This is a genomic window from Marinobacterium iners DSM 11526, assembly GCF_900107855.1.
GTDB classification, from domain to species: Bacteria; Pseudomonadota; Gammaproteobacteria; order Pseudomonadales; family Balneatricaceae; genus Marinobacterium; species Marinobacterium iners.
Window position 1 is genome coordinate 103735 of record NZ_FNRJ01000005.1, and the last position, 21487, is coordinate 125221.

The 21487-nt window shown below is 54.8% G+C and carries 19 protein-coding genes; 11 read left to right on the forward strand and 8 right to left on the reverse strand.

The features are described 5' to 3' along the window. Nucleotides 1-28: 28 nt before the first annotated feature. The 5 genes from BLV48_RS07590 to BLV48_RS07610 all read right to left on the reverse strand — a co-directional run bounded on the left by BLV48_RS07590 (nucleotide 29) and on the right by BLV48_RS07610 (nucleotide 6153). The gene (locus tag BLV48_RS07590) at nucleotides 29-1957 is read right to left on the reverse strand and encodes a sensor domain-containing diguanylate cyclase (protein WP_091825441.1); all 1929 of its coding nucleotides are present in this window, start codon (nucleotides 1955-1957) and stop codon (nucleotides 29-31) included. 79 nt (nucleotides 1958-2036) lie between these two features. Then, nucleotides 2037-3020 (reverse strand): SLAC1 anion channel family protein, encoded by a 984-nt coding sequence (locus BLV48_RS07595; RefSeq protein WP_091825444.1) that lies wholly within the window; start codon nucleotides 3018-3020, stop codon nucleotides 2037-2039. Between the two features lie 57 nt (nucleotides 3021-3077). Next, nucleotides 3078-3803 (reverse strand): tRNA (N6-threonylcarbamoyladenosine(37)-N6)-methyltransferase TrmO, encoded by a 726-nt coding sequence (tsaA, locus tag BLV48_RS07600; RefSeq protein WP_175527618.1) that lies wholly within the window; start codon nucleotides 3801-3803, stop codon nucleotides 3078-3080. Between the two features lie 37 nt (nucleotides 3804-3840). After that, nucleotides 3841-5472: a Na/Pi cotransporter family protein gene (locus BLV48_RS07605; RefSeq protein ID WP_091825447.1), complete on the reverse strand. Its 1632-nt coding sequence runs from the start codon at nucleotides 5470-5472 to the stop codon at nucleotides 3841-3843. Between the two features lie 96 nt (nucleotides 5473-5568). Further along, nucleotides 5569-6153 carry a ComF family protein gene (locus BLV48_RS07610; RefSeq protein ID WP_175527619.1) on the reverse strand — a complete coding sequence of 195 codons (585 nt, stop codon included), beginning with the start codon at nucleotides 6151-6153 and terminating at the stop codon, nucleotides 5569-5571. A 209-nt stretch (nucleotides 6154-6362) separates the two neighbouring features. Between BLV48_RS07610 and bioB the strand changes: the two genes are divergently transcribed. From bioB to BLV48_RS07645, 7 genes are all read left to right on the forward strand, one after another. Beyond that, a complete protein-coding gene (bioB, locus tag BLV48_RS07615) occupies nucleotides 6363-7418 on the forward strand; it encodes a biotin synthase BioB (RefSeq protein ID WP_091825452.1) in 1056 nt (351 codons plus the stop codon). 9 nt (nucleotides 7419-7427) lie between these two features. Beyond that, entirely contained in the window at nucleotides 7428-8597 is a 1170-nt protein-coding gene (gene bioF / locus BLV48_RS07620; protein WP_091825455.1) for an 8-amino-7-oxononanoate synthase, read from the forward strand. Beyond that, nucleotides 8594-9370: a pimeloyl-ACP methyl ester esterase BioH gene (bioH, locus tag BLV48_RS07625; protein ID WP_091825459.1), complete on the forward strand. Its 777-nt coding sequence runs from the start codon at nucleotides 8594-8596 to the stop codon at nucleotides 9368-9370. The genes bioF and bioH overlap by 4 nt, the downstream gene beginning before the upstream one ends. Next, entirely contained in the window at nucleotides 9357-10139 is a 783-nt protein-coding gene (gene bioC, locus BLV48_RS07630; RefSeq protein ID WP_091825462.1) for a malonyl-ACP O-methyltransferase BioC, read from the forward strand. Before bioH ends, bioC begins: the two co-directional genes overlap by 14 nt. Further along, nucleotides 10136-10822, forward strand: a complete 687-nt coding sequence (bioD, locus tag BLV48_RS07635; protein WP_091825465.1) for a dethiobiotin synthase — start codon at nucleotides 10136-10138, stop codon at nucleotides 10820-10822. Before bioC ends, bioD begins: the two co-directional genes overlap by 4 nt. 133 nt (nucleotides 10823-10955) lie before the next feature. Further along, entirely contained in the window at nucleotides 10956-11201 is a 246-nt protein-coding gene (locus BLV48_RS07640) for a hypothetical protein (protein ID WP_091825468.1), read from the forward strand. 35 nt (nucleotides 11202-11236) lie between these two features. Beyond that, the gene (locus tag BLV48_RS07645; RefSeq protein ID WP_091825470.1) at nucleotides 11237-11980 is read left to right on the forward strand and encodes a putative metalloprotease CJM1_0395 family protein; all 744 of its coding nucleotides are present in this window, start codon (nucleotides 11237-11239) and stop codon (nucleotides 11978-11980) included. On the opposite strand, the gene BLV48_RS07650 is transcribed toward BLV48_RS07645, so the two are convergent. From BLV48_RS07650 to xseA, 3 genes are all read right to left on the reverse strand, one after another. Continuing rightward, nucleotides 11964-12731, reverse strand: coding sequence for an alpha/beta fold hydrolase (locus tag BLV48_RS07650; RefSeq protein ID WP_091825473.1), 768 nt, complete (start codon nucleotides 12729-12731; stop codon nucleotides 11964-11966). The two genes, BLV48_RS07645 and BLV48_RS07650, sit on opposite strands and share 17 nt — an antisense overlap. Before the next feature lie 57 nt (nucleotides 12732-12788). Next, complete coding sequence (locus BLV48_RS07655; protein ID WP_091825476.1) at nucleotides 12789-13415, reverse strand: BamJ family beta-barrel-assembly machinery protein; 627 nt, start codon at nucleotides 13413-13415, stop codon at nucleotides 12789-12791. 69 nt (nucleotides 13416-13484) lie between these two features. Then, a complete protein-coding gene (gene xseA / locus BLV48_RS07660) occupies nucleotides 13485-14867 on the reverse strand; it encodes an exodeoxyribonuclease VII large subunit (RefSeq protein WP_254774991.1) in 1383 nt (460 codons plus the stop codon). Between the two features lie 80 nt (nucleotides 14868-14947). On the opposite strand from xseA, the gene guaB reads away from it, so the two are divergent. The 4 genes from guaB to BLV48_RS07680 all read left to right on the forward strand — a co-directional run bounded on the left by guaB (nucleotide 14948) and on the right by BLV48_RS07680 (nucleotide 21374). After that, nucleotides 14948-16417, forward strand: coding sequence for an IMP dehydrogenase (gene guaB / locus BLV48_RS07665; RefSeq protein ID WP_091825478.1), 1470 nt, complete (start codon nucleotides 14948-14950; stop codon nucleotides 16415-16417). Nucleotides 16418-16509: 92 nt separating this feature from the next. Next, the gene (gene guaA / locus BLV48_RS07670; protein ID WP_091825481.1) at nucleotides 16510-18090 is read left to right on the forward strand and encodes a glutamine-hydrolyzing GMP synthase; all 1581 of its coding nucleotides are present in this window, start codon (nucleotides 16510-16512) and stop codon (nucleotides 18088-18090) included. Nucleotides 18091-18398: 308 nt separating this feature from the next. Next, entirely contained in the window at nucleotides 18399-19595 is a 1197-nt protein-coding gene (locus BLV48_RS07675; RefSeq protein ID WP_091825483.1) for a tyrosine-type recombinase/integrase, read from the forward strand. Between the two features lie 363 nt (nucleotides 19596-19958). Next, a complete protein-coding gene (locus BLV48_RS07680) occupies nucleotides 19959-21374 on the forward strand; it encodes a DUF6035 family protein (RefSeq protein WP_091825486.1) in 1416 nt (471 codons plus the stop codon). Nucleotides 21375-21487: the final 113 nt, after the last annotated feature.

A 21487-nucleotide genomic window follows, 5' to 3' on the forward strand; every position in this document is an offset into this window, starting at 1 on the left:
TTGCAGTGGGCTGCAACCTCTCGCAGGACTAGTTGCGCACTTCAATTCGGTTACGGCCACCGCTTTTGGCCTGATACAGAGCTGCATCTGCTCGGCTCAGCAGTTCGGAACTGCTGGTATCATTGGCATGGAGTGTGGTGACGCCGATGGAGAGCGTCATGGGGATCAGACCATCCACCGTTTCGGTAGGGGTCAGCTCAAGCAGGTGACGCAGTCGTTCTGCCAGCTGTACGGCACCCTCAAGGCCGGTGCCGGGCAGCAGGATGGCAAATTCTTCCCCCCCTAAACGACCAATCGAATCAGTTTCGCGCAGGCAGCTTCGAGCAAGGCTGGCAAAGTGCTTCAATACCAGGTCGCCGGTGTTGTGGCCGTATTCGTCGTTTATCCGTTTGAAGTGGTCGAAATCGATCATCAATAGACTGCTGGGATGATCCAGACGTCGGCTCAGGCGCTGCTCCTCATGCAGCCGCTCTAGAAAAGCGCGCCGGTTGCTCAAGCCGGTCAGGGAGTCGGTAGTAGCCAGTAGTTTGAGTTTGCGTTCTGCTTCCTTACGGTCGCTGATATCGCGGAATACGGTAACAACCCCGGTTATTTGCCCACGTTCAATCATTGGCTGACTGGTCACTACAACCGGCAGAAGTTCCCCGGTTCGGGTTTTGAACTGCTCATCACCTTCGTAGGTAATACCCTTGATCGCGTTTGAGAAAATCGGACACTGCTGCAGTGACAGGTCACCCTCCTCATGCTGATGCAGCAACTGATGCAGGTTTTCCTGATACAGCTTCTGTTCGTTATAGCCGGTCAGTCGGCTGACAGCCCTGTTGATGTAGAGAGTCCGGCCTTCCGTGTCCAGGACATAAATGCCTTCGCCAACAGCCGCTCCGATGGCATCCAGCCTATATTTCTGTACCAGAATGGCATGTCGCTGCTGGTGAAGATGAAGCAGCGTTGAGCCCAGCAGGAGGATGACCAGCAGGCTGACCACCAGCATGGTATAAAACTCCCATTGCAGGCCGGTCAGAAGCGGTGCCGGGTGAATGGACAGGATGTAGCCCCCCAGCTCTCCGGTCAGTGTCTGTACCGGAATAAACGCGGCTGCATAGCCGGCACCTTGATGGTAAGTGGCTGTTGCAAAGGGCTCTCTTGTCTTGAGCTGCTGACGGATGCCGGGTTGGGCAGCAAGCGAATGACGCAGAGTTTCCAGTGGCAGCTCTTGGTTCAGGGCATCATTCAGGCTGTCAGTATGGAGCAGAAAATCCGGGCTGATCAGTGCAGGTTGCAGCTGATCCTGAGGTCCGCCCAGTAGCACCGATTCTACGGTACTGCGCTCAAGCAGGAAGATGAAGGTCTGACGCGGTGAGAGGGATGCCAGTGTCTGGCGGATACGGGCAAAGGAAACGGCGGTTTCCATGCTGCCGATCATCTGGCCGTCGAGCATGAGTGGCTGAATGAAGCGGAAGCCAATGAAAAAGCGTCCTACCTCGAAACCGTAGCAGGCCTCGGGCTGCTCCTGCAGGCGTCGAAGTGAAGGCCTTATTTCGGCCAGAGAGTCACCATGAACGCCGGGAGCATGGAAACGCAGGAAACTGGTGCCGTCTGCCTGGTGGAACTGCCATTGAGCAATGCCGCGTTGCGCGAGGTCCTGATAGTGCGGGAGTAATCGTTGATACAGCTCTTCTCTCAGCAGTGCGCGCTCTGAATGATTATCGGCATTGACGCCGAGATCAAACAGGTGAATCAGTTCAGGCTGGCGGGCCAGATCCGCATAAAATGTATCCATTGCCAGCGCGTAGCGCTCCAGGCTGGCATCATAGGTTGCCTGCAGCAGAGTGGAAGCGTGCTCCAGATACTGTTGCACCCTGTCCTGGCGGACCTGATGCAGGAACAACACTGTCAGCAGGAAAAGGCCGGAAAGCAGTAATACATAAAGACCCTTGCGCATGGTTCGGCCCTTCATGGCTCAAGATCCATTAAGGAGAGCTTAGAGTCAGCTTAGCACCCGTTGCTGACGGGCACAAAGCATCCTCTTCCCGGGCTCAGTCCGGTTGGAACAGAGCACCGCTGGTAATCGCGCGCAGGGTTTTGAGCAGCAGTAGACAGACCACAAATGTCACCACAATCAGTGAAAGCCAAGAGAGCAGCAGAAAAAACTCACTGCCTGTCTTCGTCAACATGATTTGGGTCGCGATGCAAAATGCTGCCAGTGGGAAGCTGTAGGCCCACCAGGAGATGAAAAAGCGAATGCGTGAGAAACGCGGCAGCTGGGTAAAAAGAAGCAGCGTAATGAACATCGCGGTGTAGTAGAGGATACGTGCAAAACTGTCGACCACTCCCTGGTTCAGTTGCAGGTAGGAGATAAAACCAACCGCAGGCGGTGCGATCATGATAAAGAGTGTCGGCAACATTTTTTCAGGCAAGGGGTCGTGAAACAGCACCCGGTTGAAGATCAGTGTTTTCAGTACCAGCCAGTAAAGCAGACCAATGCTGAAGAAAAACCAGCTGGCTTCGGTGTAACCGTGCTGTACACCGGCAATCGGCACGACGATGTTTCCCACGACCGGGATAAACCAGGCAGGTGTACTGTGTTGAACCTTGAACCGAGAGTGGTGTATCCACTGGGTCATCACATGCAGCGTCAGCAGCAGATGAATAATGGCACCGCTGATCCACAGGTAGCGTGAAAGACCCGGTGAAAGCTCTAGGGTAGCGGTGGCGATAAGCAGCAGGCTGATTGAGAAGGCCGGAAAGAAACTGATTTTGATCGGGTGGTTGAACTCATCCATCACTTCAGGGCTGAAGCGCACGGTTTTGAGCAGGTAGATGCTGGTAATCATCAGCAATACACAGGCGGTTACTACCAGCAGGATCCGTCCGACCAGTGGTGACATCCCCAGTGTGTAGGCTGCTTTCTGCCAGCTTAGCGTGAGGCCTCCGAGTCCCATTACCATTGCAATCAACGCAATGGGGAAGTGCTGCAGGCGTTGCGGGGCAGACAGCGTTGAGCTGGACTGCTCGGTCATGGCGGCGGCTCCTTTATTTAGTTTGTTCTAATATTCTAGGGCCGTAATCAAGCGGGATCAATCCTGATCAGTCTGAAGGGTGATACTGTTCACTTCGATTCGGTCCCCAGTGATACGAAAGCGAATGTTCAGACCATACAGACTGATACCGTATTCTCTTGTTTCATCCTGTTTCCTGTAGGCCGGGCGCGGGTCACACAGCAGGACTTCGGTGATCTGTCGTGCCAGTGGCTGGCCAAGGCGGCCTGCATGAATCTGGCAAGCCTGTTGCGCCGACTGACTGAAATGCACAGGAAGCGTTAACCGCTCGATGCGTGACGCCAGAGCAAACTCCGCCTCAGGTAGGCTGTCGGCGTAGGGAAGGTAGGGTTTGATGTCGAGAATGGGAGTTCCGTCAAGCAGGTCTGCCCCTTCCACTTCCAGCCAGACCCTATCTCCGCTTTGCTCGATACTGCACAGACGGACCGGTGACAGGCCTATGGGGTTGGGGCGAAACGGTGAGCGGGTGGCAAATACTCCCAGACGCTGGTTGCCACCCAGTCGAGGTGGCCGTACGGTGGGGCTCCAGCCTTGGTCTGAGGTTGCACTGAACAGGAACAGCAGCCAGATATGGCTGCACTGCTCCAGCCCGCGTACCGATTCAGGGCTTGAATAGGGGGGAACCAGTTCGATTCGTGCGCGAATAGAGGCCAGCCCCGGCTGGCGCGGGATGCCGAACTTTTGGTCAAACGGGCTGTGGATAAAGCCGATCGGTGTCATGCTGTGGCTGTGTGGGGCGGTCATCGTCTACTCCGCAGGATTCAGCCGGCAGTATACCCGATCAGGCCGCCTCAACCAGTGGTGCTCGTTTCTGTACCGGCGTTGTACTGCTCCAGTGACGCGATGCTTTCTCGGCCTGCTCAGCCAGACGATGAATGTGGCTCAGGGCATCCATCAGTGCAACAGAGTCAGCCGTGTTCAGCAGGCTGGAAATGGTCTGGTTCAGTAGGCTGCCCTTGAGGTACTGATATTCACGCTGTACCTGGCGCATCATTTGGTGTGCTTCGTAGCCTTGAATGGCCTGATCTTCGCGCACTTCACAGGCGTCGATGAGATGGATGACCGCCTGCTGAAACTCCTGCACGCTCGTGCGAACACCGGGGTCCTTGAGTTGCTCCAGTACTGGATAGTATTCCGGAAGGCGCGCTGACAGGCGTGCTACCTCGCTGAAGTAGCGCGCAACCCTGAGTGAGATTGGCAGCGTTTCACTGATCTCAATATTCAGGTTCTGTCGTGCCAACTCTTGGTTGAAGTCACCGATACGGCTGATCAGAAGGTTCACGCTATCCGACTGTTGTTGCAGCCGAGTGGCCGCGCCGCGCTCAGCGCTGATTGCTTCACGAGCCATTCGGCTGCAGATCCGGCTGACGCGAGCAAGCTCCATATTAATCGCCTCAACCGCGAGGGAGGGGGTCGTGATGATGTTTTTGTCCAGATACTGGGGCGTTGCCTCATCTTCTTCCTGGGTGCGGAAACGTTGCTTCAGAAACGTGACCATGCGGTCGGTCAGAGGCCACATCAGCAGTACCCCCAGTATATTGAACAAGGTGTGGAACATCGCCAGTAACGCAACCAGATCAAATTGGGCTGGGTCCAATCGGTTGAGGAAGCCCCCCAGCAGAATCAGCAGCGCCAGACCGACCAGTCCTGTCAGCAGGTTGAAAATGACATGTGCCGCTGAGATTCGCTTGGCATTGGATGTGGCGCCAATGGACGCCAGCAGGGCGGTGGTTGTGGTCCCCACGTTGGCGCCGATAACCAGTGCAGCGGCTGCCGCAAGAGAAATGCTGCCCGTGTACACCAGCGACAACGCGATCGCAATGACGGCGGCGGAGGCCTGCATCAGAAAGGTCATCACAATACCGGCCAAAACAAACAGTGCCAGTGCCAACGGGCCTGCACCCAGCTCGGCAAGGGGCACCGAAGAACTCAGGCCGTCGAACGCGTCGCGCAGGAAATCCAGGCCGATAAAAAAGATGCCAAAGCCGGCCACAGCGGTACCGATATGGCCCAGCCGATTGTTGTTGCCTGTAATGCGCAGCACCATGCCGAGCCCGATCATGGGTAACGCAAAGGCGCTGATCTTGAACTTGAAGCCGATCAGTGCCACCAGCCAACCGACCATGGTGGTACCGATATTACTGCCATAGATGATCGAAACCGATTGGGTCAGTGTCAGCAGGCCTGCGTTCACGAACCCCAAGGTCGCGACGGTTACGGCGCTGGATGATTGAACCAGTGCTGTAATCAGCGTACCTGATACAAGTCCTCGCAGTCGTGAGCCTGTTGCCATTTCAAGTGCTGCGCGCAAGGAGCGCCCGGCTGCCTGTTTCAGGCCATTGGTGAGCAGTTGCATGCCCAGCAAAAAAAGACCGATACCACCAAACAGCTGTCCCAGCATTTCAAATGTCATCGCCTTTCCATCCAGGCAGAAAATAAGCTTCAAGCTAGCAAAAACCCGGACATCCGTCGATATGGACCGGTATCCGAATCCTATGCTTATCGGCTTTTAACGGTTCTCGGGTGTTCTTGCCAGAACCCAGACATCGACCCGTTTACAGCCATGCTCACGCAACAGTCGCGCCAATGTTGATACGGTGGTACCGGTGGTCATGACATCGTCGATCAGTGCGACGTACTCAGGAGCGGTTGAGCGCACAGTAAATGAGTCTTGCAGGTTACGGCACCTGGCTTCAAGACTGAGCGACATCTGTTTGGGGGTTCGACGATGCTTGCGCAGGCTGAGCTGAAGCGGAATGTGTAACTGATGGCTCAATCTTTGTGCCAGCAGCTCGGCCTGATTGTAGCCTCTGTATATCTGGCTGAAGGGGTGCATTGGGACCGGTATCAATGCATCTGGCCAGCGGCCCTCGTGACGCTGGCGAATAAAATCGCTGAGCGTGGCCGCCAGCCACCCCAGGTGCGCAGGCTGGCGGTGATACTTGATCGCCGGAATTAATTGGCTGAGTGGGAATGAATAGGTGAAAGCGGCCTGTACCTTGTCAAAGGCTGGCAGTTCATTGCTGCAATGTGAGCACAGGCCGGACAGGTGGCGGGGAAGAGGCAGAGCACAACGAGAGCAGGCATGTATCAACCACGGCAGGTCTGCGTGGCAGCCTTCGCATAGGCCGTGAAACCGGTGGTCTGACGCATCGCAAAGCGAGCACTTTTGTATATTATTTAAACATCTGTTGATTATGTATTTAAACATAGGTTGACAGTTCCTTCTGTCTAATTAATATGCTGGGAATTGATATGCGATCCGTGCATGTCCCATGATTATGTCACAAGGGGATTGGAGTTATGCTAAGCCAGGCTGAAGTGCGCCACGACTGGACCGAACAGGAAGTACGCGCCCTGTTTGAATTGCCGATGAATGATCTGCTGTTTCAGGCTCAAAGCGTACACCGCCAGCACTTCAATCCCAATGAGGTACAGGTCAGCACGTTGCTGTCGATCAAGACCGGCTCCTGCCCGGAAGACTGCAAATACTGTCCGCAGAGCGCTCACTACAATACCGGTCTGGAAAAACAGCGCCTGATGGAAGTCGAAGCAGTGTTGAACAAGGCCAGGCAGGCGAAAGAGTCTGGTTCAACCCGTTTCTGTATGGGCGCGGCCTGGAAGCACCCCACCGAGCGTGATCTGCCCTACGTGATCGAGATGGTCAAGGGCGTGAAAGCGATGGGGCTGGAAACCTGCATGACGCTGGGCATGTTACAGGAGTCTCAGGCGCAGCAATTGGCAGAAGCCGGGCTGGATTATTACAACCACAACCTGGACACCTCGCCGGAATTCTACGACAAGATTATCACCACGCGCAGCTACGAAGATCGTCTTAATACACTTCAGCATGTACGTGATTCCGGCATGAAAATCTGTAGCGGTGGCATTCTTGGCATGGGCGAAACTGCCAGGGATCGTTATGGTCTGCTGATGCAACTGGCCAACCTGCCGCAGCAGCCAGAGTCGGTGCCGATTAACATGCTGGTGAAGATGCAGGGCACGCCGTTGGAAAACGTGGAAGACCTCGACCCTCTGGAATTCATCCGTACCATCGCCGTGGCGCGTATCATGATGCCCAAATCCCATGTGCGTCTGTCTGCCGGTCGTGAGCAGATGTCCGACGAATTGCAGTCCATGGCGTTCTTTGCCGGTGCCAACTCCATCTTCTACGGCGAATGCCTGCTGACCACGCCAAACCCGGAAACCAACCGCGACCTGCAGCTGTTCAAACGTCTGGGTATTCGCCCGGAACAGCGCATCGAAGACTCCGATGCCGACCAGGAGCAGAAACTGGCCGCCGAGATTCAGGCCCAGCAGGATGCTGATCTGTTCGTCGACGCCACCGTCGCGCACTGAGGCAGATCCATGTCCTTCAATGATCTGGCCGCCGCGCTTGAAGTACGGCGGCAGGATAACCTTTATCGCCAGCGCCGAGTGCTGGAGTCGGCCCAGGGGCCGGAAGTCAGCGTTGATGGCCGTCGCTATCTGGCGTTCTGCTCCAACGACTATCTGGGGCTGGCCAACCACCCAGAGGTGATCGCGGCGCTTAAGCAGGGTGCCGATGTCTACGGCGTGGGCGGCGGTGCCTCTCATCTGGTCAACGGTCATTCGCAGGCACACCATTCGCTGGAAGAAGAGTTGGCGGAATTTACCGGCCGTGAGCGGGTACTGCTGTTCTCAACCGGCTACATGGCCAACATTGGTGCCGTCAATGCCCTGATCGGCAAACAGGATTCGGTGTTTCAGGATCGTCTCAATCATGCATCCCTGTTGGATGCGGGCCTGCTCAGTGGTGCTCGTTTCCAGCGTTACCTGCACAACGACCCCGACAGCCTGGCTCAGCGCCTGAGTCGCTCAGAGGCGCGCCGCAAGCTGGTGGTCACTGATGGCGTGTTCAGCATGGATGGCGATATTGCCGACCTGTCAGAGTTGAGTCGAGTAACCCGCGAGCATGATGGCTGGCTGATGGTGGACGATGCCCATGGTTTTGGCTGTCTGGGCGCCAAGGGCGGCGGTTGCGTCGAGCACTTCGGTCTGAGCAACGAAGAGGTGCCGGTACTGATCGGCACTCTGGGTAAAGGCTTCGGTACTTCCGGCGCTTTTGTAGCCGGTTCCGAGGTGCTGATCGAAACCCTGATCCAGTTTGCCCGCACTTACATCTATACCACCAGCATGTCGCCGGCGGTGGCTCAGGCCACCCGTGCCAGTCTCAGGCTGGTGCAGTCCGAAAGCTGGCGCCGCGACAAGCTGATGAAGCTGATCCAGCGCTTTCGCAGCGGCTGTGAGCAGCTGGGTTATGCGCTGATGGATTCGCCAACGCCTATCCAGCCGATTCTGATCGGCGATGCCGGTGAGGCGATGCGGATCAGTGCCGCGCTGGAAGCACGTGGTATCTTTATCAGTGCCATCCGTCCGCCCACTGTCCCAGCTGGTAGCTCGCGCCTGCGGGTGACCCTCAGTGCGGCCCACAGCGAAGAGCAGGTGGATCGCTTGCTGGAAGCGCTGAATCAGGTTCGTACCGGAGGCGTGGCATGAGTCTGTGGCATGAAACCCGTGGCACTGGCCCTGATCTGGTGCTGCTGCATGGCTGGGGGCTGAACTCTGGCATCTGGGGTGACTTTTCCGACCGCCTGGCCGAGCGTTATCGTGTAACGCTAATTGATCTGCCGGGGTTGGGGTGTTCTGCACCTGCAGGCGATATGTCGTTGGGCTCCGTGATTGGGGCTCTGCTTGAAGCCGCACCCGAACAGGCGCACTGGGTGGGCTGGTCGCTTGGCGGACAGCTGGCATTGGCCTGTGCCGAACAGGCGCCGGTACGAGTGAAAAGTCTGAGCCTGATTGCCGCCAACCCCTGTTTTGTCGCCCGTGAGGATTGGCCCTGCGCCATGGCGTCGGACGTATTCAACGCCTTTGTTGAGTCACTGGCGGACAATGAAGCCAAGACGCTGCAGCGTTTTGTGGCCTTGCAGACGCGTGGTTCAGCCAGCGCCCGTGATGAGTTGAAACGACTTAAAGGTGTTATGGCAACGGCGGAGCCTCAGGCACTGGCATCGGCGCTGATGCTGCTGGAATCCGACCTGCGCTCGGCCCTGGCCGCTCTGAACTGCCCAGCCCAGCTGATATTGGGTGCTGAAGACCAGCTGGTGCCGGTGGGTCTGGCGAAGCAGGTACTGGCATTGAACTCTAAGCTGAAGGTTAATGTACTGGCGCAAAGTGCACACCTGCTTTTTATCAGCCATGCCGATGAAGTGCTGAACATGCTCAATGCGCTGGTGAGACAGGTGGATGGTGCCGATGCAGCGGGATAAGCGCAGGGTTGCCCAGGCATTCAGTCGTGCGGCCAAGAGTTACGACTCCGTTGCTCAGTTGCAGCGCGCTATCGCCGACCGTCTGCTGCAGTGGCTGCCCGAGGAGGTCGAGGGCAACCTGCTGGATCTTGGTTGTGGCACCGGATATGCCGCGCCGCATCTGCATGCGTGTTATCCAGAATCACCGCTGCTGCATCTGGATCTGGCCCATGGCATGCTCACCTTTGCCCGCGAACAGAAGTCGGTGCCGGGGGCATTCTATCTCTGTGGTGATGCCGAACAACTGCCACTGGCGGACGCCAGCGTTGAGCTGATCTGGTCCAGCCTTGCCGTGCAGTGGTGCGAACAGCCGGACCGGTTGATGACCGAACTGGCGCGGGTGCTTAAACCGGGCGGTCGTTGTCTGCTGGCCACGTTGGGACCGGATACGCTGCATGAGCTGAAGCGGGCATGGGCAGAGGTGGATGACGATGTGCATGTGAACAGCTTTACAGCACTCGAACGGCTGCTGGCATACAACACCGGCCTGACATTGGCGCGGTGCGAGACTGAATACAGGGTGCTCCGTTACAATCGCCTGCAGGAGCTGATGCACGAGCTCAAGGCGTTGGGTGCTCATAATGTGAACAGTCGTCGCGATCAAGGGCTGAGCAGTCGTCAACGCTTGATAAGGCTGCTGGACGCCTATGAACGGCAGCGTCAAGCCGATGGTGCTCTTCCCGCTACCTATGAAGTTTATTATCTGGAACTGTTCAAGGAGTCCCAGTGAAAAAGCGCTTTTTCATCGCCGGTACCGATACCGATGCAGGCAAGACTCTGGTGACCACCGGACTGCTCACGGCTGCAAACCGCAGAGGGTTGAGAACCATAGGCCTGAAACCGGTGGCAGCCGGGTGTGAACAGACGCCGGATGGACTGCGCAACTCCGATGCGCTGCTGCTGCAACAGGCTGCCAGCGTCAAGCTGAGTTATGAGCAGGTCAACCCGATCGCTTTCGAACCACCGATCGCACCGCACATTGCCGCCGAACAGGAAGGGCGAGTTTTGACCGCCGACCGACTGGCGGCCTATTGCCGTGGCACCATGATGCAACCGGCAGATCTGGTGCTGGTGGAAGGTGCCGGTGGCTGGCGCGTGCCGCTGAGCATGCGTGAAAGCCTGGCGCGGCTGCCACAATTGCTGGAGCTGGATGTGATCCTTGTGGTGGGGATGAAGCTGGGCTGCATCAACCACGCTATTCTGACTGCCGAGGCGATCGCCCGCGATGGCCTGCGCCTAGCCGGCTGGGTCGCCAACCATATCGACCCGGACATGAGTTGCCCGGATGAAAATCTGGCCACGCTGGAGAGGCTGTTCCGCGCTCCTCTGCTGGGGCGGATTCCCTGGTTGGATGATCCTGACCCAGAGCGAGTTGCCGACCATATTGATCTGATTCCACTGTTGGATGAGTAAAAAGTGACCAATGGGTGCAGTTGTTCTATACTGCTACCAGATGCAATCAAAGGCGTACCGAGCGTCAGGATACTAAGGTCCTGACGCGTGCTGTTTTGTCGCCTGAACTGCAATTGAAAATGGAAGGTGCCCCATGAACATTACATCAGCTCAGAACAGTGGCATGTTCAACGTAAACCGTACTCTGGACAACACACCGAAAGTATCCGGTGACACCCAGGGCAGCGGTCGTCCGGACTTGGCAGAAGTCGCTTCCGGGCGTGAAATTAATCAGGCTGTTGCCAACTCTACCGTCAATGAAACCACCGAAGCTGCCGCTACCAAGGTGGTTAATGCGACGGATGAGGTGCTGGGTAACCTGATCGATACCATGGCCTGATACAGGAAGGGAGGGGTGATCCTCCCTCTTCTGCCATGAGCACAGCACTCTCCAGTATCTCACCCCCGTCGGTCCCTGTTTCCGGCACCTATTCACAGCCTGCCACCCGGGCAAGCCAGCCTGATTCGTCTGCGCAAGCGCAGGCAGGCAGTGCAAGCGACACTGCGCAAGGCTCATCCTCGACTCCAAAAGACACAGTATCCAGTTCGCGCCAACAGTCGGTTGAGCAGCGTCAGGAGCAGCGCGTTTTACAGCAGCTAAGCGCCCGTGACCGGGAGGTACGGCAGCATGAAATGGCGCATCAGGCTGCCGGCGCCGGTATTACCGGGTCTGTTTCCTACAGTTACGAACGTGGCCCTGATGGCCAGATGTATGCTGTTGGCGGTGAGGTGAGTATTGATACCTCTGCCGTCAGCGGAGACCCGCGTGCGACCCTGGAGAAGGCGGAAGCGATTATTCGTGCGGCGATGGCGCCGGCTGAACCTTCGTCTCAGGACTATAGAGTTGCAGCCAGTGCTCGTGCCATGGCCGCCGAAGCACGTGCTGAGCTGGCCCAAATGGAGGAGAGTGAAGCGAGCGAAGAAAGCGGTGAAGAACCGGAGCAGACAACGGGTGCCGCAGCTGAAACGCGTCAGGAAGACGGTGCCGGTAACGAGAGGCGCGCCGAGATGCGTGAGGCGCAGGCAGAATCCATGGGGCGGCTGCAGCGGCAGCTGGTTGAGGCCGGTGTTTTTGCTCGGATGTATCCGCCCGGCACTCTTTTCAGTTATCAGGTCTGAGGAATTTTTCGACCAGCCGAGTAAATGCGCTAGGTTTCTCGACATGCGGCAGATGTCCCGCACCGGCGATAATCTTGAAGTTGGCGGCAGGAAAGCGTGACAGAATGGCCTGCTGATGCTCTGCCTGGATATAACCTGACTCCCCGCCCTTGATGAACAGAACAGGTCCTCCGTAGGGCGTGCCCTCGGGCGCAGCCGCTATCTGGCCATATTGCTGCTCAAGTGCGGGCAGGTTCATGCGCCAAGCGAAATGCCGGTCTTCATTGCGGTAGAGGTTTTTCAGCAGGAATGCGCGGGTTGCCTCTGAATTCACATGCTGACTCAGTATATCGTCTGCCTCGCGGCGGCTTTTCAGCTGCGACAGGTTAATGCTTTTAAGGCCTGCAAACACATCGTTATGATGTGGTGGATACTCGACCGGGGCAATATCAACCACTATCAGCCGCTCGACTTTGTCTGGATGATCCATTGCCAGCTGCATCGCGGCCTTGCCACCCATTGAGTGCCCCATCAGATTGATCTTTTCAAGCCCCAGCCGGTTCATCAGCTCGATCACATCATCGACCATGGCGGTATAGTCCATACGCGAATCGTGTGGGGAGCGGCCATGATTGCGAAGATCGACGGCAATGACATCAAAGTGTTCACTGAGCTGTTTGATCTGGGCACCCCAGTTTTCCAGCGTGCCAAACAGGCCGTGCAGAATGACCAGCGGCGCGCCCTTGCCACTGCGATGAAAATTCAGTTGCATGATGAATACCCGAAATGAACAGGCCGCACGTATGCTTGGCTACGTGCGGCGACAGGATCACAGAATGTCGATCAGCTCGACATCGAATACCAGAGTTGAATAGGGCGGAATGCCACCGGGAGAGCCCTGGGCACCGTAGGCCAGTTGGTAAGGTACATAGAGGCGCCATTTGGCCCCTTTGGTCATCAGCTGCAGGGCTTCGGTCCAGCCTGCGATCACGCCACCGACCGGGAATTCGGCCGGCTGGCCGCGTTCATAGGAGCTGTCGAACACCTTGCCGTCGATGAACGTGCCGTGATAGTGGGTGCGCACCTTGCTGCTGGCGGTCGGATTTTCACCATTTTCGTCACCGGCTTCGATGATTTCGTACTGCAGGCCTGATTCAAGCGTCACCACGCCTTCTCGTTTTGCGTTGTCTGCCAGAAACGCTTCGCCCTTGGCTGCTGCTGCGCGTGCCTGTGCTTCCTGAGCTTCGCGCATGCGCTGAGTGATCTCATTGAACGCGGCCTGAATCTGCTCGGCAGGTACCCGCAGGCCTTCACCACCAAAGGAATCGCGCAAACCGGTGATCACCGCTTCCACATCGACACCATCAAAGCTGCCCTGAGCCAGCTGGTCACCCATCTGCCGACCAATGCCATAGCTGGCGCGCTGTTCTGTTGTTTCGAATACCTGTTCAGACATATTAAATCCGCTTGTCGTTCGGTTGATTAAAGAGGGCGATGCTAACATAACTGCAGCTTTGACGGGGCTTCAGTCGCTGATCTTCTCGACGCGGCAGATCAAAGCACCCCGGTGCAATCGGGCCTGGATCTGCTCGCCCGACTTGACCTGTGTGTTTGCAGTAATGGCGGTACCATCGCTGGACTGAACAATGGCGTAGCCACGTTCCAGTGTTGCCAGAGGGCTGACACTGTTCAATTCGCGCATGAGTCCCTGCAGCTTGAGCTGGCGACGTTCAAGCAAATGGCAAATGGAAGACTGCAGCCTCTGTTGCAGTGGCTGCAGCTGCTGTGCCCTTTGCTGCAGCATGCGAGATGGCGAAACCTGACGCAGTCGCTGTTCCAGAGTATCCAGCCGCTGTTGGCGTCTGTTCAGCTGCTGTTGAAGCGCACGCTGCAAACGCAGTTCCAGCTGATCGAGTCGTTGGCTCTGCTCACGCAGGCGTTCACCGGGGTGACGCAGCCTGAGTCGAAGGTGATCCATGCGCTCACGGCAGCGCTGCAGCTGTAGATGCATTTGCCGCTGCAGGCGGTGCTGCAGGCTTGCGAGATGCTGCAGTTGCACCTGCTGATCCGGGCTGATTAGCTCAGCCGCAGCCGAGGGCGTAGGTGCACGCAGATCAGCCACCAGGTCGCTGATCGACACGTCGACTTCATGCCCTACCGCAGATACAACAGGAATACGGGAGGCTGCAATGGCGCGTGCCACAGTTTCCTCGTTGAAGGGCCAAAGATCTTCCAGAGAGCCGCCGCCGCGACCTACAATCAGTACATCACAGCGCTGATCACGGTTGGCCAGTTCGATGGCGTGCACAATCTGGCCTGCAGCTTCGTTACCCTGAACCGCGACCGGATAAAGCGCTATCGGCAGCGCCGGGCAGCGTCGCTGCAGAACGGTCAGTATGTCGTGGATCGCCGCCCCGGTAGGGGAGGTAATCACGCCAATATGGCGTGCAGGGGAGGGAAGTGGTCGTTTACGGCCGATCTCGAACAGGCCTTCACCGGCCAGTTTCTGTTTCAATGCTTCAAAAGCCAGCTGCAGCTTGCCCAGTCCGCTTTCCTGCATCTGCTCACAAATCAGCTGAAAGTCTCCGCGTCCTTCGTACAGGCTCACCTTGGCCTGAATCACCACCTGGTCCCCTTCCTTCGGGCGAAAGCGAACCTGTTGGTTGCGGTTGCGGAACATGGCGCAGCGTACCTGCGCTTTGTCATCTTTCAGCGTAAAATACCAGTGTCCTGAGGAAGGACGGGCGAGGTTGCTGATCTCGCCTTCGACCCTCAGGCTCATGAAGGAATTTTCCAGCAGTGAACGCACCTGACGGTTCAGTTCACTGACGCTGATGGCGGTAGAGTGTGTGGCTTCAGATCGGTTCATGCCGGCATGATAAACGACATCGGCAAGGCTGGCATCCATCGTGATCGCTGATTGTTGTCGGCGCAAGTTTTGTGTATAATTTCCTGTTTAATTTTTCACAGAAAACGGGCTGGTTCAGTATGTTGCGAATCGTTGAAGAAGCGCTAACCTTTGATGATGTTTTGCTGGTTCCGGGATACTCGGAAGTACTCCCGAAGGACGTTTCACTGAAGACCCGCCTGACCAAGGGTATTGAACTGAATATTCCGCTGGTCTCGGCGGCCATGGACACCGTTACCGAATCCCGTCTGGCCATCGCGATGGCACAGGAAGGTGGTATCGGCATCATCCACAAGAATCTCACCCTCGAACAGCAGGCCGAAGAAGTGCGCCGGGTCAAGAAGTTCGAGTCTGGCGTTGTGCTGGATCCGGTTACCTGCAGTTCCGATACCACCGTGCGCGAAATCATTGAGCTGTCGCGCAAGCTGAGCTTCTCTGGCTTCCCGGTTGTAGATAACGGCGAGCTGGTGGGTATTGTTACCAGTCGCGATGTGCGTTTTGAGCATGATATGGATGCGACTGTTTCCACTATCATGACACCCAAGGATCGACTGGTTACAGCCAACGAAGGCGAAGATCCTGACGTTATCCGCGAATTGCTGCGCAAGCACCGCATCGAAAAGATCCTGCTGGTTGACGACAAGTTCGCTCTGCGCGGCATGATGACCGTGAAGGACATGAGTAAGGCTCAGGCGTTCCCCTATGCTGCCAAGGATAGTCGTGGTCGTCTGATCGTTGGTGCCGCAGTGGGTACCGGCCCCGAAACCCCTGATCGTGTGGCGGCTCTGGTAGCAGCCGGTGTTGATATGATTGTGGTGGATACCGCTCACGGTCACTCCAAGGGTGTTATTGATCGTGTGGCCTGGGTGAAGCAGAACTTCCCACAGGTGCAGGTGGTAGGTGGCAACATCGCAACGGCAGAAGCTGCCATTGCGCTGGCTGAAGCAGGTGCTGATGGCGTGAAAGTGGGTATCGGTCCCGGTTCCATCTGTACTACACGAATTGTTGCCGGTGTGGGCGTGCCGCAGATTTCGGCGATTGCCAACGTGGCAGCTGCACTGCGCGAGCACGGTGTTCCCTTGATTGCTGATGGTGGCATACGTTTCTCCGGCGACCTTTCCAAGGCGATTGCTGCCGGAGCCTCTGCGGTGATGGTCGGTTCCATGCTCGCCGGTACTGATGAGGCGCCGGGCGAAGTCGAGCTGTTCCAGGGGCGTGCCTTCAAGTCCTACCGCGGCATGGGCTCTCTGGGTGCCATGTCTGGCCTGACAGGCTCTTCCGATCGCTACTTCCAGGATGCGAAGGACGGTGCCGAGAAGCTGGTGCCGGAAGGCATCGAGGGGCGTGTGCCCTGTAAGGGGCCGATGGCGGGTGTCGTGCATCAGCTGATGGGTGGTCTGCGCGCTTCGATGGGCTATACCGGTTGTGCCACCACCGAGGAGATGCGCAACAAGCCCAAGTTTGTGCGCATCACCAACGCGGGTATCACGGAAAGCCATGTACATGACGTAAGTATTACCAAGGAAGCCCCCAACTATCGTGTGGGCTGAACAACCAATATCTAACTGACAAGTGGGGCGGTGGACTGCCCCACTTTTTGTTTGTGCCGCCTGGCGGCCAGCATTCGGTGGAGTCACTGAGTATGAGCAAAGATATTCACGCGCAACGCATCCTGATTCTGGACTTTGGGTCCCAGTACACCCAGTTGATCGCTCGTCGGGTACGCGAGATCGGGGTTTACTCCGAGATCCATGCTTTTGATATGGATGAGGCGGCGATTCGTGAATTTGCCCCCAACGGCATCATTCTGGCAGGCGGTCCTGAGTCCGTCACTGAACTGGAGTCACCGCGGGCTCCGGCATGCGTATTTGACATGGGTCTGCCGGTGCTGGGCATTTGCTACGGCATGCAGACCATGGCCGAGCAGCTGGGCGGCAAAGTCGCCAGTTCCGACAAGCGTGAGTTCGGTTATGCGCGTGTGCGTCTGGCTGATAGCCCGAGTCGTTTGCTGGAAGGTATTGAAGACCACATCGCAAACAACGGCACTCTGTCACTGGACGTCTGGATGAGCCATGGCGACAAGGTGACTGAAATGCCGGATGGCTTCCATGTGATTGCGGCCACGGATTCTGCGCCGGTTGCCGCCATGTGTGATCCCAAGCGTAACCTGTATGGTGTTCAGTTCCACCCGGAAGTGACGCACACCAAACAGGGTCTGCGCATTCTGGAACGCTTTGTACGTGAGATCTGCAACACAGATGCACTGTGGACGGCAGCGAATATTATTCAGGACCTGATCGAAAAGGTGCAGAAGCAGGTCGGTGACCAGAAAGTGCTGTTGGGCCTGTCGGGTGGCGTGGACTCGTCCGTGGTTGCAGCCTTGCTGCACAAGGCGATAGGCGACAAACTGACTTGCGTGTTCGTGGACAACGGTCTGCTGCGCAAGGGTGAAGGCAACCAGGTGATGGAGATGTTCGCCCGTAACATGGGTGTCAATGTAATCCGTGTCGATGCCGAGGATCAGTTCCTGGGCCGCCTGTTGGGCGAAGCTGATCCTGAAGCCAAGCGCAAGATCATCGGTAACACCTTCATCGAAGTGTTCGATGACGAAGCTGAAAAACTGAAGGATTGCCGCTTCCTGGCACAGGGAACCATCTATCCGGATGTGATCGAGTCTGCTGCTTCCAAGACCGGCAAGGCGCATGTCATCAAGTCACACCACAATGTGGGTGGCCTGCCGGAAGACATGAAGTTTGAGCTGGTTGAACCGCTGCGTGAACTGTTCAAGGATGAAGTGCGCAAGATAGGTCTGGAGCTGGGCCTGCCGTACGACATGGTTTACCGCCACCCCTTCCCGGGGCCGGGGCTTGGTGTACGTATCTTGGGTGAAGTGAAGAAGGAATACGCAGAAATTCTGCGTGAAGCGGATGCGATCTTCATCGAAGAGCTGCACAAGGCCGACTGGTATCACAAGACCAGCCAGGCATTTGCCGTCTTCCTGCCGGTGAAGTCCGTGGGTGTTGTGGGCGATGGTCGTCGCTATGAGTACGTGATTGCCCTGCGTGCCGTTGAAACCATCGACTTCATGACAGCCCGTTGGGCTCACCTGCCCTATGAGCTGCTGGAAACCGTATCCAGCCGTATCATCAATGAAGTCGTCAAGGTTTCGCGCGTGACCTACGACGTTTCCAGCAAGCCGCCGGCCACGATTGAGTGGGAATAAACACTCGTTAGGTAACAGCTGGCAGTAACCGGCATGAAATGACACTTAAGCCCATGTTTACATGGGCTTTTTTGTTTTTATAGCCTGCACTGTCTGGCAACATTTGGCAGCGGGAAGCACGACTTGAGCGTGGTATCGAACTTGGTATTATCAGTGAGCGATGCCATAAGTGAGAGCCAATACCATGCTGCCTTAGCTTATGACTACATGGTATCAGTTTTTCATAAAGCACTGTTTTTGAAGTAATAAATAGCCTATTCATAGGGCGTTATCAGGCATGGTATCAACATCGACTAAGGATAAGATTCATGCTGACCGATACCAAGCTGCGCCATCTCAAGCCCAGAGACAAGCTCTACAAGGTGAACGACCGAGATGGTCTCTATGTGGCCGTGACGCCGGCCGGCACCGTCTCGTTCCGCTACAACTACTCCATTCATGGCCGCCAAGAGACAATCACCTTTGGCCGCTACGGCGTGGGTGGTATTACCCTGGCAGAAGCCCGGGAGCAGCTGCATGAAGCCAAGCGCATGGTGGCCGATGGTAAATCACCGGCCAAGGAGAAAGCCCGGAAAAAGGCCCGAGTAAAAGACGCGGAAACCTTTGGTGCCTGGGCGGAGAAATGGCTGAGAGGCTACCAGATGGCGGACTCTACCCGTGATATGCGCCGCTCTGTGTATGCCAGAGAGCTGGAGAAGAAATTCGGCAATCAGAAGCTCACCGAGATAACCCATGAAGATCTGCGGACACTGACCGATGCCATAGTAGAACGGGGCGCACCAGCCACCGCCGTTCACACCCGTGACATTGTGCTTCAGGTATACCGCTGGGCCATTGAGAGAGGGCAGAAGGTCGAGAATCCGGCCGATTCAGTAAGGCCTTCCAGCATTGCCAGGTTTGAGCCACGGGACCGCACCCTGTCACCGGAAGAGATCAAGCTCATGTATCAGTACATTGAGCGTATTGGTACATCACCGTCTATTCGTGCAGCGGTAAAGCTGTTGCTGCTGACCATGGTACGCAAAAGCGAGCTGACCAATGCCACCTGGAGTGAAATTAACTTCAGCGAAGCGCTGTGGACCATTCCTAAAGAACGGATGAAGCGGCGGAACCCCCACCTGGTGTTCCTATCCCGGCAGGCCCTGGATATTCTCATTGCCCTTAAGACCTTCTCGGGTGGGTCAGACTACGTGCTGCCATCCCGCTACGACTCCGACTTGCCCATGAGCAGCGCCACCTTGAACAGAGTACTGGACCTGACCTATAAGCTAGCTCAAAAAGAAGGGCAGCCCCTGGCCAAGTTCGGCCCACACGATCTGCGCCGCACCGCCAGCACCCTGCTGCACGAAGCTGGCTACAACACCGACTGGATTGAGAAATGCCTGGCCCATGAGCAGAAAGGGGTTAGGGCCGTGTACAACAAGGCTGAATACCGAGAGCAACGTGCCGCCATGCTGCAGGACTGGGCGGATATGATTGATGAGTGGACTACTGAAGGGACTTGATAACCTTTCTTATAGATTAATTGTATCCGTATCAGATTATAGGCTTGTAACCATGGCATATGTCGTAATGAAAAAAGTTTTATACTTATAATCTATCATGCTCAATATTGTGTAGGGATCTTGGCGATATCACTCGCCAGTCGGTTAGTTCGTTCAATTCCCTTCTCACTTTGAATGTGACTCAGTCTCATCGTGGTGTAAAGGAAAAAGGTTGGTTGCAAAAACCGTTTCGATGGGCATAAAACCTTGTACTTCTCTTTTTTATTTTTTCCTATTTATTTAAAATGGGGTATTTAAAACTTAATTAAATTAAGTGGTTTATGTGTTACTTTGAGTGTTCATGAGCAAGTGGAGTTGAATGATATGAGAAAGTTGCAGATTCCCATTGTGCTTGACTCGCTACATAACGAGATGATCTCTGTTGAGTTCTTTGAGGAACATCTTGGTATAAGGGAAATCCATGAGCTACGAGCGAATAATGAAAACAAAAAGCGGTTCCTTTGTTTTCATTGTAAATCTCCGGTGCTTCTCTATGCAAGGCGTAGTGATAGTCATGAGAGCGGCCACAAATATCATGTTCAGCATCAAGCAGGAAAAGAATGCTTATGGAAACGTGATTCTAAGACGTTAGGTGAAATTTACGCGGGGATTAAAGAAGGTAAGCGGCACAGAGAAATGAAAAAGTTACTTCAAGAAACACTTGAAGTCATCGATGGTTGGGAAGTGATTGATGTTGATAGACGATTTATTGCCAGTCTAGATAATCTGGAAAGGAGAAAGCCCGACTTGCATGCTAAATTTAAAGGCCAAGATGTTGTTTTCGAGATACAGATAAGAAGCGAAGATCCGACCGTTATAGTAAAACGTAAAGCCTTTTACAAAAAACAAGGAATGAAGCTGGTTTGGTTAAGTTCTGAAAGCTCGGAGTTAGTTTCTGAAACATACAAAACCAATGCATTGGAAATGAAGCAAGTCCAAAAAGACATTGCCTTTGCAAATAGAGGAAATATTTTTTTCTTTAATGGTAGGCTCTCCAAGATCTCTAAAACCTATAATGTTCTTAAATTGATGGCAAAGTACATAGACTCAACCATCATTGATGGGTTAATTAAATGTAGATGGAATGATAAGATTATCTCATTTGAAGACGTTAATTTTAAAGATGGCGCTGCATTCTATTATGACTTCATATCTGCTGATGATGGTAATAGACAGGAGCTGGAGTTACAGGGAAAAAGATTTGTGGCTGAGAATATATCTTCATGGCAATGTAGAACGTGGGAAGATTTCTTGGTTAATGTTAAAAAAGGATGGCCTTTTGTAGAAATCACTCGCAATAGTGAATGGCTGTATCAAGTATACAAGGAAGACTACAATGATAGAGTCCTCAGGTTAAAGAAAACAATCATCAAAATTTTATTAGACAAAAAGAACGATATAAGACGATGGAATCGTTGTGCAAGGCAGTTAGGTAATAACGATTTTGGCATTTCACCCAATGTACAGTTAAATGTTATTGCAAGCTTGCTAGTCATATCTGGATACCCAGTCATGAAAAACACTGGACCAGTAAGAGCTGCACATAACTTCTATGATCATCCCTCTTTTCATTCATACTTTAATTTGTTTTTGTTAATTTTAAATAACAGCCCATATAAAGAGATGATCATAAATGATGATACAATGTCTGACAGACTAAGAAAAGACTTTTCACATATTGAGCAAAAAACAGACTTTCATGAATTTATGAGCTGGTTTTTGTCTGAGCCAAAATTATGATGAAGGGAGATGCTTTTGGGATCTCAGCGGCCCTTTAGATAAATCAGTCTTTGAGCTAGAGATTTAACAATTAGACCACGACAAAATATCCACGGTATAACCCTCCTCGAAAT

Coding starts and splice junctions, on each gene's coding strand:
- BLV48_RS07590 (WP_091825441.1), bottom strand. CDS start 1,957: ATGAAGGGCCGAACCATGCGCAAGGGTCTTTATGTATTACTGCTTTCC.
- BLV48_RS07595 (WP_091825444.1), bottom strand. CDS start 3,020: ATGACCGAGCAGTCCAGCTCAACGCTGTCTGCCCCGCAACGCCTGCAG.
- tsaA (WP_175527618.1), bottom strand. CDS start 3,803: ATGACCGCCCCACACAGCCACAGCATGACACCGATCGGCTTTATCCAC.
- BLV48_RS07605 (WP_091825447.1), bottom strand. CDS start 5,472: ATGACATTTGAAATGCTGGGACAGCTGTTTGGTGGTATCGGTCTTTTT.
- bioB (WP_091825452.1), top strand. CDS start 6,363: ATGCTAAGCCAGGCTGAAGTGCGCCACGACTGGACCGAACAGGAAGTA.
- bioF (WP_091825455.1), top strand. CDS start 7,428: ATGTCCTTCAATGATCTGGCCGCCGCGCTTGAAGTACGGCGGCAGGAT.
- bioH (WP_091825459.1), top strand. CDS start 8,594: ATGAGTCTGTGGCATGAAACCCGTGGCACTGGCCCTGATCTGGTGCTG.
- bioC (WP_091825462.1), top strand. CDS start 9,357: ATGCAGCGGGATAAGCGCAGGGTTGCCCAGGCATTCAGTCGTGCGGCC.
- BLV48_RS07640 (WP_091825468.1), top strand. CDS start 10,956: ATGAACATTACATCAGCTCAGAACAGTGGCATGTTCAACGTAAACCGT.
- BLV48_RS07645 (WP_091825470.1), top strand. CDS start 11,237: ATGAGCACAGCACTCTCCAGTATCTCACCCCCGTCGGTCCCTGTTTCC.
- BLV48_RS07650 (WP_091825473.1), bottom strand. CDS start 12,731: ATGCAACTGAATTTTCATCGCAGTGGCAAGGGCGCGCCGCTGGTCATT.
- BLV48_RS07655 (WP_091825476.1), bottom strand. CDS start 13,415: ATGTCTGAACAGGTATTCGAAACAACAGAACAGCGCGCCAGCTATGGC.
- xseA (WP_254774991.1), bottom strand. CDS start 14,867: ATGGATGCCAGCCTTGCCGATGTCGTTTATCATGCCGGCATGAACCGA.
- guaB (WP_091825478.1), top strand. CDS start 14,948: ATGTTGCGAATCGTTGAAGAAGCGCTAACCTTTGATGATGTTTTGCTG.
- guaA (WP_091825481.1), top strand. CDS start 16,510: ATGAGCAAAGATATTCACGCGCAACGCATCCTGATTCTGGACTTTGGG.
- BLV48_RS07675 (WP_091825483.1), top strand. CDS start 18,399: ATGCTGACCGATACCAAGCTGCGCCATCTCAAGCCCAGAGACAAGCTC.
- BLV48_RS07680 (WP_091825486.1), top strand. CDS start 19,959: ATGAGAAAGTTGCAGATTCCCATTGTGCTTGACTCGCTACATAACGAG.